Source organism: Verrucomicrobiia bacterium (assembly GCA_023953615.1).
Classification (GTDB): domain Bacteria; phylum Verrucomicrobiota; class Verrucomicrobiia; order Limisphaerales; family JADLHS01; genus JADLHS01.
Window position 1 is genome coordinate 461,431 of the sequence record JAMLJH010000002.1, and the last position, 11,406, is coordinate 472,836.

Consider the following 11,406-nt stretch of genomic DNA (forward strand, 5'->3'; position numbering starts at 1 on the left):
GGTTTCCGTTTCCTCCGCCAGCGCGCTGGTGACCTTCGGCGCTTACATCATTTTCAACAAGGTTTCGGCCATGTCGCTGGGCGTCGCGGCAACGCCGATTCCGGCGGCACGGAAAGCAGCAATCTTGGCTTCCGCCGTGCCTTTGCCACCGCTGACAATCGCTCCCGCGTGCCCCATGCGGCGACCTGCCGGCGCGGTCGTGCCGGCGATGAATCCCGCCACCGGTTTTCGGCAATGCTTTGCGATCCATTCAGCGGCTTCTTCTTCCGCGCTGCCGCCGATTTCGCCGATCAAAATGATGCCGGTGGTTTCCGGGTCGTCATTGAACAGTTTGATGACATCCAGGTGCGACGTGCCATTCACCGGGTCGCCACCAATGCCGACGCAGGTGGATTGTCCCACGCCGCGCGAAGTAAGTTGCCACACCGCTTCATAGGTTAACGTGCCCGAGCGCGACACCACGCCGATGTTGCCTTTTTTGTGAATATAACCGGGCGAAATACCGATGCGACAGCCACCGTGCGAATCCGGGCCTGTGCCGGGTGTCACGATGCCGGGGCAATTCGGACCGATGAGCCGCGTGGTTTTACCTTCCATGGCGCGTTTCACCTTCACCATGTCGTTGACCGGAATGCCTTCGGTGATGGCGACGACGAGTTCGAGTCCGGCGTCCACGCCTTCGAGGATGGCATCGGCGGCGAAGGGCGGGGGCACGAACACGGCGCTGGCGGTTGCGCCCGTTTGTTTCACCGCTTCGGCCACGGTGTCGAAAATGGAAACTTTTTTGGCACCGTGCTCGAAGACTTGACCGCCTTTGCCGGGCGTGACGCCGGCGACGACTTGCGCGCCGTAATCAATGGAGAGTTGGGCGTGCCGCGCGCCGAAGCTGCCGGTGATGCCTTGAACGAGAACTTTGGTGTTGGGTTGAACGAGGATGGCCATGTCAAATTTACGATTTCAGATTTGTGATTTATGAGTCGGTCGCACGAATTGCTAAAAATCTAACAACTCGCACAGGCACAGTCAGCATTTCGTTTTCGGGTGTACCTTTGTGAGGAAGATGTAATCTTTCATTAGCCCCCGGCTTCAGCCGGATGTAACGGTCAGCAACAGAGAGAAACGGTTTCAACCGTTTCCCCACGCGGCTGGAGACAAAGCTGTTGAAACAGCTCTGCTGGGTCGTTGCGACCAACCCCGGGCTGAAGCCCGGGGCTAATGAGATACGCCAGGAACCTTTCATCGTAGGTTGAATAGGTAAAGAACCGCCGCCCATCCGCTCGGCATTTGGTCGGGGGGCGTGTTCAATTGCTTGCCGTATTTGACCATCTGCTTGAGAAAGAAATAAGAATGAAACGCCGCTTCAACTATCGGGCGTGTATGCCGAAGCCAGTTGTCGTTGTGTGCGAGTTCAAACTCATGGTCTGTTCCTTGGGCGACTATTTCAAGATACCAGGAATTCAGTGGCTGCCCTGGCAGCAATAGCGCGAACGCTTCTCGGATTTCAATCGTCATCAATTGCAATCCATACACCTTGAACGACTGGTGGTAGAAGCGATAGAAGCTGTCCTCCATTCCCCACTCGTCTTCCAGATTGGTCAGCATCACTTCCAATTTCGGCAGGTCGCGTTGGATGGCACGCAATAACTCGTCCGCCTTCTCGATTCTTTCAGCGGATTTATTCAAAAGCGTCGGCTTCATCTCACGTTGGGCAAAATCAAAGATGCCCAGCCTTCCGCTTGTGGATGCAAACCGTGTTGCTGTCTGGATCGAAAATCATCGCCATCTGGCACGACGGACATTCCCGGCCAACAGCCGGTGGTCAGCGCATACGAGCTAAATCCGGATTCAATCCACTGGCCTTCGCGCCTGGTCGCGGATTCTCTCGATCCACCTTTGTTAAACTTACGCATGCGAGGAATGTCCGTGACAGCGTAACAACAAAATGCGATTTCAGTGACTTTCAACATGACGGGCCTTTCGGTTGTTTGTGGTTCAGGAAAATAATTGGCGCGCGAGGGCGATGGGTGAACGCTTGAACAACTTGGTCGCGGACACTCGCAGCCGTCCCAGCAAACCTTGGCGGGCGACGGCCTCCCGCGCGACCGCATCGCGGAGCGCTTCGCATTCGCGCCGGGAACATTCGTGCCGCTGGGACAGTTCAATCATCTGTTTCTGCAATTTAATCAAGCGACGATACGACGCCAAGTCGTTCGCTACCGGCTTGGGTTGTTCCCATTGTTCGCCTTTCCGTGCCATTGCGCCCTGTTGACTATACCTGTGCTATATTTCGTAAAACTTCTGCGCTCACGCCATGTCAATGACGAGATAACAATTAAAAGCGATTTCGGTGACTTCAAGCATGATTCTATCTCATTCTGTAAGAACTCGCTCAATCCCTGACTTTGGGTGTTGGACGGCTAAGACCGCCGAAGCGATGTTGTTCACGCGAAGGTAGGCGCCAAGCATCTTCAATTGAGTCCAAGCGATCTCTTCCTGGACCTTGGACTGAACAGGCATCTTCCTGACTTCGAGGACGTAAGGCCATTCCGCCACTTCTGCGAATTGAACAGGATCGGAATTTCGATAAAGCACCAGTTGGCCTATATCCGGTGGCATCAAGTATCCCACAGGTGCTTTACCAGAATTATTTTCGAGATGTACGGGTGCATGCTCTTCCGAAGTGCGAAGCTCATTAAGTTTAGTGGTCAAGCGGTACATATCCATTTCGGTCTTGATCAAGAGCAACATATCCGTACGCCTTTACGAGGTTACCGCCTTTACCACCTTCTGCGCGGCGTCGGCCATCGTGTCGCCGGTGATGAGTGTGAGGCCGGATCCCGCCAAGGTTTTTTTGCCGGCGACGACGTTGTTGCCTTCGAGTCGCACGACGAGCGGCAGCTTTAATCCCGTTTCTCGCACGGCCGCAACGATGCCGCTGGCGATGATGTCGCAATCCATGATGCCGCCGAAGATGTTGACAAAAATGCCTTTCACATTCGGGTCTTGCAGGATGATTTTGAACGCGGCCGTGACCTGATCCTTGCTTGCGCCGCCGCCGACGTCGAGGAAGTTTGCGGGCATCCCCCCGTAATGCTGGATGATGTCCATCGTTGCCATCGCGAGACCAGCCCCGTTCACAAGGCAGGCGATGTTTCCGTCGAGCTTGATGTAATTCAGCGCATACTTGCTGGCTTCGATTTCCAACGGCGCTTCTTCGCCCAGATCACGCATCGCTTGAATATCTTTGTGACGATAGAGCGCATTATCATCGAGGCCGATCTTGGCGTCCACGCAGGACAACGTTTCCTTGCCATCCGCACCGACGACGATGCAGAGCGGGTTGATCTCCACCATGCTCGCGTCGCATTCCCACCACGTCTTGTAAACGCCCATGAGCAGTTTCACGCCGCTGTTGAAGGCGTCACCCTTCAAGCCGAGCGCCGCCGCGATTTTGCGCGCCTGATACGGCATGATACCGACGGCGGGGTCAATGTGTTCCTTGATGATTTTCTCGGGATGCTTCTCGGCGACTTCTTCGATGTCCATGCCGCCCTCGGTGCTAGCCATGAGGAGCGGACGCGACGTGGCGCGATCCAGCAGGACCGCAAGATAAAATTCTTTTTTGATTTCTTCCGCCGCTGCCACGAGCAGCTTTTTCACAAGGCGGCCGTCCGGTCCGGTCTGTTTGGTGACCAGCACCTGGCCGAGCATGGCCTGGGCTTTTTCATGAACTTCTGCCGCGCTTTTGCATAATTTCACGCCGCCTTGAAAGCCGCTCTTGAACGTGCCTTTACCGCGTCCGCCGGCATGGATCTGCGATTTCACCACGACGAGTTTATTGCCGCCGGCAAAAAGTTTTTCGGCGACCGCCTGAGCTTCCGCCGCCGTGGTGCAAACTTCACCGGGAGGCACCGTGACTCCGTGTTGAGCGAGTAATTGTTTGGCCTGATATTCGTGAATGTTCATTTCAAAAGCGGTTTTCATTGAACGCCGCTTTGGAAACAAAATCAATCTTTAACCCAAGCTGAAAGCTTGGTGATGCAGCGGCGTCGCGGTGGCGTGGCGGTTTTACCACCAGAGGTAATTGGGATCCGGAACGATATTTTCGTCGGCCGGCGAATAGTTTTCCGGGAAGGTAAAATAGACGGCGTGGCCATCCGCAAACGAAAGGTTCAGGATCCGTTTGCGGGTTCGGGTGTGCCACTGAGTGCGGCGATCGGAGGTGGGGCGATTGCCGTGGATGGGCCAATCGCCCACGATGACCTTGTTGTCCGTGCGGGTGAAGCGGCTCGATTTTACCGGCGGACTGATGTTGATCAGACTCTTGGCGGCGGTCACGTATTTCATCCGGAAACTATCCAGGGCAAAGGGCACGAGATAACTATTGCCGTAAGCCACCCAGACCGGGTCGCTCATGTTGTTGAGCGCATCGCCTTTATCGCGCGGACAGTGAAAGACCTGCAGGTTTTGCGCATAGACGTTTAGCGGGCGGTTGGTGGGCCAGACACTACTGGCAATATATTTCGGATCATTGCCACGCTGACCGCCGTACGTGGGCCAGTCATCATGGATGGGAAACGTGTCCGCGTTATCGTCCGCGTACAGGCGCATGGCCAGATTGATCTGCCGCAAATTATTCAGGCAATAAATCCGGGCGGCCCGGTCCTTGGCCGCGCTCAACGCGGGCAGCAACAGCGCCGCCAGGATGGCAATGATCGCGATGACCACCAACAGCTCGATCAACGTGAAGGCGAGCGTTGTTGCTTTGCGCGAGGCGGCAGCGTTGGCGGCGGGCGAGGACATGCTCGCAGTCTTTTCGGAGTCGAGTTTAATTGGCGATGACGCCAATCTCGACCGGCTCGACGCTGACGCCGGTTTTTTCCAGCCACTTGATGGCGGCCTTTACTTCCGCGCGTTCACCCGCCAGTTCCAAACACACAATGCCAATTTCGTCCGTAACGCTGGCTTGGCGGATATTGGTGACCAGTTGAAATTTCTGCCCCAACTGCCAGACGAGCGGTTTGGTGATGAGCCGGGGCGGATACATCAGCCAGAGACGCGTGCGTTGTGGCGTTTGCGGAGTGGTGCGAACTGATTTTTTCTTTTTGGCTGCCATGACAATTAATAGTTCAGAGTTAAAAATTCAAAAGGCCCGGGTAGATAGTGGCCGCCTCGTGCCCCGTTCGCCACTCGTAATTTTACCTGCTGCAGCTGGAGCGGTTGACTTTAACCGCCGGCGATTGCCGGAATGATGCTGATTTCGTCGCCGTCCTTGAGCGGGGTCTGTGAATTCTGGAGGAAGCGGATGTCTTCCTCGTTCACATAGATATTCACGAACCGGCGGACTTCGCCTTTTTCGTCCACCAACCGCTCGGCGATGCCGGGGTAGCGGGACTGCAATTCGGTGATCGCCTCGCCAATGGTGGCGGCGTTGACTTCGACCAGCTCCTCGTTGTGGGTCAACTTGCGGAGCGGCGTGGGGATGCGGACTTTCTTTGCCATAAATCAAGAATTAGTGCGGCGCTTTACGGGTAGCTTGGCGACAGGATGTTTTGAATTTTGTTCCCGTTTGCGGGTTTCGACAAACAGCTTGTCCAGGTCATGACCGTAAGACGCGGAAAGCGTATCCTTCGCACGCCACACTTCTTTGAGCACCAGATCGCCGGTTTCGTCTGTTGATTTAATGTCAGTCGCTTTCATAATCGCCATCCATCAGTTCTTCCGGCGTGCAAATGACCGGGAGCTCGAAACCTGCCGACTCCATCAAACGTCGCAACCTTGTCTGAATGGCTGCATTGGCGATGTGCCGACAGTTCCAACTCAAAAGTATATCCAGGTTATAGGCACTGGCGAGAGCAATATGCACGGCATCACGGTCAGCGGTGATGGGCAGGAGTCCTGAATGTTGAATCTTGCGGGCGACTTCCTTGATTTCATCGGTCGCTAAAAGTAACGGTACACTTTGCAGAGTTTTGAGGCGAAGTTGGGCCATGGCTGGCTCGCCAAACGCGACTTCATCCAGCACAACTTGCGAGGTGTAAAGTTCATGGCTGCCGCGTTTCATCTCCCACCAATCCTTGGTGAGCTGTTGGCGGGCGGCTTGCAGGAGGTCATGGGCCGGGCGCGCGACAATATAGCTCGGAATGGTGCTTTCGATGTAGATGCGCACGGTTTGCTGAATTGCAAATCACTCGCCAATGGTGGCGGCGTTGACTTCGACCAGCTCCTCGTTGTGGGTCAACTTGCGGAGCGGCGTGGGGATGCGGACTTTCTTTGCCATAAATTCAATTTCAATTTTTCAGCTTCAATCCTTGCGGAACAAACGGAGCAAAATCTTTCTCATTTTCGGTGGCCAACTCAGCGTTGGATGCAATCGCTGTGGCGGCGATCAAACAATCAAATCGCGAACCACGGCGACGACCAGTCTGATTGAACAACTGTGCCGCCAGGGCTGCGGTGGCTTTTTCAAACCCCACGACGTTCCCGCCAATAACTGTTTCCACCAAGGCGATTTCATTCGCGCTTACCGGTCCGTTCAAAAATTCCGTCCACGCTGGCGCGCTCGCCCCCCAAGTTTCCCCATCGGCCAGCCATTGATCCACATGGGCTGCCGGAGTCGCGCCGCGCACTACGAGACCGATCAGATAATTCGTATCCAGATGGATCATTATCGGCTGACATTTTCGTGGGCCAGACGTTCGGCATGTAATTCTCGTAGGTAGCTTTTAGCCAGACTGGATGTGAGCCGCGACCGGGATTGCAACCGTCGCAGCGCCTCGCGTCCTCTGGTGAGGTCTGTGGCGGTCTGGGAAACCGGTTGGAGTAAAACTGTGCAACCACCATCATTGATGGCGACCGCTTCGCCTTCAACAGCGCGGTGAACCCACTCTTTCAAGTTGCGGCTGGCTTCCTGCACAGTCAGAGTTTTCACGATTGCAACCTAACACGTTCAAATCTTGCCTGCCAAGCCGCAATCGCCAATGGTGGCGGCGTTGACTTCGACCAGCTCCTCGTTGTGGGGCAACTTACGGAGCGGCGAGGGGATGCGGACTTTCTTTGGCATAAATTTAATTTCAACTTTGCTTCGCTATGAGCTCTAGAAACTCGCTGGCGCGGACAATCTCAATGCTCTGAAACTTCTTCAAATCCAGTAAATCCTTGTCGCCACTGAGGACATAGGTTGCTTTGCCCGCAATGGCACATTCAATCACCGCATTGTCATCCGGGTCGCACGGCACCGCCTCAAGCGTCCTGGGATTTTGACGAGACGGACAAAGCTCAAATAGCGGGCGATTGTTTCGGCGCTTTGTTCGGCGGTAAAACCAAATTTGAGTTCCAGTTTCTCGGCCCACTCATCCATCAACTCGGCGCAAGTGACCGCTTGGATTTTTCCCGCTCGCGCCAGCTCCACACATTCAAATGGCTTGCCCCGCCAGCCGGTTGCTGAAAAAAGAATGTTAGTGTCAAAAACGACGGTAAGCGCCACAATCAATCCTCGTGCAACCATCGGTCCACGAATTCCTCACGTTGATCTTCGGAGAGGCGATCCCAGTTCAGTCCACGTTCAGCGCACTGACGACGTAATTGTGCCTCGGCGAAGCGCATCCGCTCCTCATGGCGGGTTTCCGCTTCCTCGGCCAAGGCCAGCAGGGCTTTGCGTTTGCGCGCGGAGGGCAACTGACGCACCAGCGACAGTACCTGATCGTCGGTTAATTCCAAAACGCTCATGTCGCAAAAATACCAGCAAATGCACGAATCACAACCTCACTCTGCGCTTCGCCAATGGTGGCGGCGTTGACTTCGACCAACTCCTCGTTGTGGGTCAACTTGCGGAGCGGCGTGGGGATGCGGGCTTTCTTTGCCATAAATCTTTTACTTGCCTGTTACTGTGTTGTGTAAGGTCGAAATGCTGGTTGTCTGATTGGGAAAAAATCTGGGGCAAAAGTTTTAGGTGAAATCTTTTCACTTATCAGGGAATCAAGAAAGCCTGTCAGCGTCATGTCAAATACATCATATTCTTCAGACAGTTTTCCGTCGAGACAGACGATCCGCCATGAATCTGGATTGCCCGAAGTCTGCCAACACAGAGTGCCCCCATTATCGTCATAACCAAATGCAAGCAGACCATCTGGAGCAGGATGTATTTGGAACGGTGCGTTATACTTGGGATACTTCCGTTGTTGCTCGCTGAATCCCGTGAATCGCATTTGCATCCATTCGCGCCAACTCTCTTGTGCTTGCGGATGCTTCCACTTGTAAAATGGATTCAGCACTCCGAAGAAATCACCCCACTGGCCAGCCCCATAGATTTGAATGTAGTCTTTGAAATCTTGGGGCAGCGGTGTGGCCATTTCGCACTCAATTTGCTGCCAAGCATCTGATGATCCGGGTGCAACCGGATTGACCGGCGGTGGCGCCAGCTTTATCAAGTTTTGAAGGGACTGATTCACAAATGCACGAAGACTACACCCTCACCTTTTCCGCACTCGCCAGCATCACATCAAACTTCCGCAGGCCCGGCTTGATTTCACGCGTCTTGTCCTTCATTGACTCAGGGCCACGCCTTCCAGTTGTACTTCGCGCACATTGGCTTTGCCGCCGAGGCGTTTTTGCGCGTCAAGGATTTCCACGCCCACCACGTTGCCGTCCTTGTCGTAATCAAGAATGACGCCGGGTTTGTCCTCGTCGCTCTCCTCAATAGGCGCGTTGCTGAAAAGCACGTGGAGCACGTCCACTTTGGAGTCGTAGATAACTTTCATGGCTTCCAGTATTTGTTGATTTTGCTCGTCCGGTACAACGTCACTACGATAGCAGGTTCCACGGTGTCGTCCACAATCACTCGCAGCAGAAACGTCCGGCCATCGCCGAAATCCACTTTGGATTGATAGGCCTTTCGCGGCGGATGTTCCGGCACGATTTGCTGCGGCTGGCGCAGAACGACTTCAACCGTTGCTCGCGGAATCTGCCGCAAGCTGAGTTCAGTTTCCGCGTGCTTGGAAAACTGAAAGTTCATCTTGGTTTACGCGCTGACCTTTTCCTCACTCGCCAGCATCGCCTCGAACTCCCGCAGGCTCGGCTTGATTTCACGCGTCTTGCTCAAGCGAGGCCCAGTTGTTTGCGAATTTCGTCGGTCGAATAAGAGCGTTTGCCTTTGTTCTGCGCACGCGCTTCCAGCACGTCGAGATAGTCGTGCAAATCCTCCACTTGCTCGCGCAGGGAGGAGATTTGTTTAATCACCAGTTTTCGCTGCTTTTGCGCAGTCGGTTTCTCTGCTATCGCATTACTCATAAACGTCCTTCCGGTTGCCGATTCTTTGAACCAAAATCCTGTCGCCAACCACGTCAAATAGAATCCGATAGTCGCCCATGCGCAACCTAAAAGCCACATCGGCATTTTGCAGCCGCTTGATGTTGCCGAGCAAACCTTGTTCAAGTCGCTGAATCTTCCGGAGAATTTGCTCCGCTTCCCGCTTCGGGATGGAACGTAAATCATCCAGCGCGGACTCCGCGTATTTGATTTGGTAGCGTTGAGCGGCCACGGGCTTTCTTTCAGCGCAGGTTACGCTGAGACTTTCTCCTCACTCGCCAGCATCGTCTCGAACTCCCGCAGGCTCGGCTTGATTTCGCGGGTCTTGCCGACGTGGCCCACGACGGCGTCGAGTGTTTTCAGGCCGTTGCCGGTGATGCAGAGGACGGCGGAATCATTCGCCGGAATTTTCCCGAACGCAATGAGTTTCTTCGCCACGCCCACGGTCACGCCGCCCGCCGTTTCCGCAAAGATGCCTTCGTGTTCGGCGAGTAGGCGGATGCCTTCGCGGATTTCGTCGTCGGTCACGTCGTCGGCCGCGCCGCCGGTTTCCTTCATCACGCGCAATGCGTAGAAGCCGTCCGCCGGCGTGCCGATGGCGAGCGATTTCGCAATCGTGTTCGGTTTGACGGGCTTGAAGAAATCCAGTCCCGCCTTTTGTGCGACCGAGATCGGCGAGCAACCGGTCGCCTGCGCGCCGTGAATGGAATACTTCGTTTCACTCACGAGGCCGAGTTTCACGAATTCCTGATAGCCTTTGTGAACCTTCGTCAGCAATGAGCCGGAGGCCATCGGCACGACGGTGTGTTGCGGGATTTTCCAGCCGAGTTGTTCGATGATTTCGTAAGCCTGACTCTTCGAGCCTTCGGCGTAGTAGGGGCGCATGTTCACGTTTACAAACGCCCAACCGAACTTACCCGCGATCTCGGCGCAGAGCCGGTTCACTTCGTCGTAATGACCTTTGATACCGATGACGTTCGCGCCATAAACGAGCGAGTTGACGACCTTGCCTTGTTCCAGATCGGACGGGATGAAGACGTAGGATTTCAGGCCCGCGCTCGCGGCATTGGCGGCGACGGAATTGGCGAGGTTGCCCGTGGACGCGCACGCGACGGTGGTGAAACCGAGTTCGCGCGAGCGGCTCAACGCGACGCTGACGACGCGGTCTTTGAACGAGAGCGTGGGGTAATTCACCGTGTCGTTCTTGATCCAGAGTTCGCGAATGCCAAGCGCTTTGGCGAGGCGATCCGCCTTCACGAGCGGCGTGAAACCGACTTGCGTGCCGACGGTGGGTTCATTTGCGACGGGCAGCAATTCGCGATAACGCCACATCGCCTTCGGGCGCGATTGGATGGCGGCCTTGGTCAAAGACTTCTTGATGCGGTCGTAGTCGTAGGCGACCTCGAGCGGGCCGAAGTCGAACTCGCAAACGTGGGTCGCTTCGAGCGGATATTCGCGGCCGCACTCGCGACACTTGAGCGCCTTCATGTAACCATCGTGTTTTTCACTCATAAATCTTTTCGTGGCGGCGACGCCCTCGTCGCAATGTTTCATCTATCTGTCATACTCGTAATTGGCGGCGAGGGCGTCGCCACCACGCTTAAGCGACGGGTCGTCGCTTCTACAGGCAAACAAAAAGCCCTGACTCATGGAGAGACAGGGCGGAAATTTTTTACGCTCATCTCATTTTTCTCGTCGGCTGCGTGGATTCAACATCCGCGCCTGCAGCGAGCTGGAATTGGCACCTGCATTGAAACTCGCGCTTCAACCGGTTGCCGTGGCGTCATCGGGCCAGTCCCTCAGCCACTCTACATGAGACCGTTGTTATCAACGGATGCGGATAGATTGATGAGGCGGTTAAACATTGTCAAAAGATTATTTCCGCACGGGTGTCGCGCTGAGAATCCGATCGAGTGGCCAAGCGCAGAGATTCGCAGGGCTGGCGATATTCGGTTGAGGGCGGCATGGACGATGAAGAAGCCGAATTACGAGAAAAAGTTGTTCAGTGAGTTTCCGAAACGGAGCGGTGGTGCGTTCATCAAAAACTTATTGGTTGCATTACTCCGACCGAAAGTAGTGAAAAATTTCACAAAGAGTCTT

General features: G+C 54.9%; 22 protein-coding genes and 1 riboswitch. All 22 genes read right to left on the bottom strand.

Annotation, left to right across the window (positions count from 1 at the left end; genetic code table 11):
- Positions 1–42: 42 nt before the first annotated feature.
- A complete protein-coding gene (sucD, locus tag M9920_12225; GenBank protein MCO5053058.1) occupies positions 43–942 on the bottom strand; it encodes a succinate--CoA ligase subunit alpha in 900 nt (299 codons plus the stop codon).
- A 294-nt stretch (positions 943–1,236) separates the two neighbouring features.
- Positions 1,237–1,698: a hypothetical protein gene (locus tag M9920_12230; protein ID MCO5053059.1), complete on the bottom strand. Its 462-nt coding sequence runs from the start codon at positions 1,696–1,698 to the stop codon at positions 1,237–1,239.
- A 294-nt stretch (positions 1,699–1,992) separates the two neighbouring features.
- Positions 1,993–2,256, bottom strand: coding sequence for a hypothetical protein (locus M9920_12235; protein MCO5053060.1), 264 nt, complete (start codon positions 2,254–2,256; stop codon positions 1,993–1,995).
- Positions 2,257–2,370: 114 nt separating this feature from the next.
- Positions 2,371–2,748 (bottom strand): hypothetical protein, encoded by a 378-nt coding sequence (locus M9920_12240; GenBank protein ID MCO5053061.1) that lies wholly within the window; start codon positions 2,746–2,748, stop codon positions 2,371–2,373.
- Between the two features lie 12 nt (positions 2,749–2,760).
- A complete protein-coding gene (gene sucC / locus M9920_12245) occupies positions 2,761–3,966 on the bottom strand; it encodes an ADP-forming succinate--CoA ligase subunit beta (protein MCO5053062.1) in 1,206 nt (401 codons plus the stop codon).
- Between the two features lie 102 nt (positions 3,967–4,068).
- Positions 4,069–4,803, bottom strand: coding sequence for a prepilin-type N-terminal cleavage/methylation domain-containing protein (locus tag M9920_12250; GenBank protein MCO5053063.1), 735 nt, complete (start codon positions 4,801–4,803; stop codon positions 4,069–4,071).
- A 25-nt stretch (positions 4,804–4,828) separates the two neighbouring features.
- A complete protein-coding gene (locus tag M9920_12255) occupies positions 4,829–5,116 on the bottom strand; it encodes an NIL domain-containing protein (protein MCO5053064.1) in 288 nt (95 codons plus the stop codon).
- 110 nt (positions 5,117–5,226) lie between these two features.
- Positions 5,227–5,502, bottom strand: a complete 276-nt coding sequence (locus tag M9920_12260) for a MoaD/ThiS family protein (GenBank protein MCO5053065.1) — start codon at positions 5,500–5,502, stop codon at positions 5,227–5,229.
- A 3-nt stretch (positions 5,503–5,505) separates the two neighbouring features.
- A complete protein-coding gene (locus tag M9920_12265) occupies positions 5,506–5,700 on the bottom strand; it encodes a hypothetical protein (protein ID MCO5053066.1) in 195 nt (64 codons plus the stop codon).
- Positions 5,687–6,169, bottom strand: a complete 483-nt coding sequence (locus tag M9920_12270; GenBank protein MCO5053067.1) for a type II toxin-antitoxin system VapC family toxin — start codon at positions 6,167–6,169, stop codon at positions 5,687–5,689. The genes M9920_12265 and M9920_12270 overlap by 14 nt, the downstream gene beginning before the upstream one ends.
- 121 nt (positions 6,170–6,290) lie before the next feature.
- Positions 6,291–6,668: a PIN domain-containing protein gene (locus M9920_12275; GenBank protein MCO5053068.1), complete on the bottom strand. Its 378-nt coding sequence runs from the start codon at positions 6,666–6,668 to the stop codon at positions 6,291–6,293.
- Positions 6,668–6,931 (bottom strand): hypothetical protein, encoded by a 264-nt coding sequence (locus M9920_12280; protein ID MCO5053069.1) that lies wholly within the window; start codon positions 6,929–6,931, stop codon positions 6,668–6,670. Before M9920_12280 ends, M9920_12275 begins: the two co-directional genes overlap by 1 nt.
- Before the next feature lie 142 nt (positions 6,932–7,073).
- The gene (locus M9920_12285) at positions 7,074–7,211 is read right to left on the bottom strand and encodes a hypothetical protein (GenBank protein ID MCO5053070.1); all 138 of its coding nucleotides are present in this window, start codon (positions 7,209–7,211) and stop codon (positions 7,074–7,076) included.
- Positions 7,208–7,507 carry a PIN domain-containing protein gene (locus M9920_12290; GenBank protein MCO5053071.1) on the bottom strand — a complete coding sequence of 100 codons (300 nt, stop codon included), beginning with the start codon at positions 7,505–7,507 and terminating at the stop codon, positions 7,208–7,210. Before M9920_12290 ends, M9920_12285 begins: the two co-directional genes overlap by 4 nt.
- Positions 7,489–7,728, bottom strand: coding sequence for a hypothetical protein (locus tag M9920_12295; protein ID MCO5053072.1), 240 nt, complete (start codon positions 7,726–7,728; stop codon positions 7,489–7,491). Before M9920_12295 ends, M9920_12290 begins: the two co-directional genes overlap by 19 nt.
- Positions 7,725–7,865: a hypothetical protein gene (locus M9920_12300; protein ID MCO5053073.1), complete on the bottom strand. Its 141-nt coding sequence runs from the start codon at positions 7,863–7,865 to the stop codon at positions 7,725–7,727. Before M9920_12300 ends, M9920_12295 begins: the two co-directional genes overlap by 4 nt.
- Positions 7,866–7,883: 18 nt before the next feature.
- Positions 7,884–8,450: an SMI1/KNR4 family protein gene (locus tag M9920_12305; protein MCO5053074.1), complete on the bottom strand. Its 567-nt coding sequence runs from the start codon at positions 8,448–8,450 to the stop codon at positions 7,884–7,886.
- 93 nt (positions 8,451–8,543) lie between these two features.
- Positions 8,544–8,759, bottom strand: a complete 216-nt coding sequence (locus M9920_12310) for a DUF2283 domain-containing protein (GenBank protein MCO5053075.1) — start codon at positions 8,757–8,759, stop codon at positions 8,544–8,546.
- Positions 8,756–9,013: a DUF4258 domain-containing protein gene (locus M9920_12315; GenBank protein ID MCO5053076.1), complete on the bottom strand. Its 258-nt coding sequence runs from the start codon at positions 9,011–9,013 to the stop codon at positions 8,756–8,758. Before M9920_12315 ends, M9920_12310 begins: the two co-directional genes overlap by 4 nt.
- A gap of 83 nt (positions 9,014–9,096) precedes the next feature.
- Positions 9,097–9,288 (bottom strand): hypothetical protein, encoded by a 192-nt coding sequence (locus M9920_12320; GenBank protein MCO5053077.1) that lies wholly within the window; start codon positions 9,286–9,288, stop codon positions 9,097–9,099.
- Positions 9,281–9,538: a type II toxin-antitoxin system RelE/ParE family toxin gene (locus tag M9920_12325; protein ID MCO5053078.1), complete on the bottom strand. Its 258-nt coding sequence runs from the start codon at positions 9,536–9,538 to the stop codon at positions 9,281–9,283. The genes M9920_12320 and M9920_12325 overlap by 8 nt, the downstream gene beginning before the upstream one ends.
- A gap of 20 nt (positions 9,539–9,558) precedes the next feature.
- Positions 9,559–10,818, bottom strand: a complete 1,260-nt coding sequence (gene thrC, locus M9920_12330) for a threonine synthase (protein MCO5053079.1) — start codon at positions 10,816–10,818, stop codon at positions 9,559–9,561.
- A 168-nt stretch (positions 10,819–10,986) separates the two neighbouring features.
- Positions 10,987–11,125, bottom strand: a riboswitch (SAM riboswitch).
- Between the last annotated feature and the right edge of the window lie 281 nt (positions 11,126–11,406).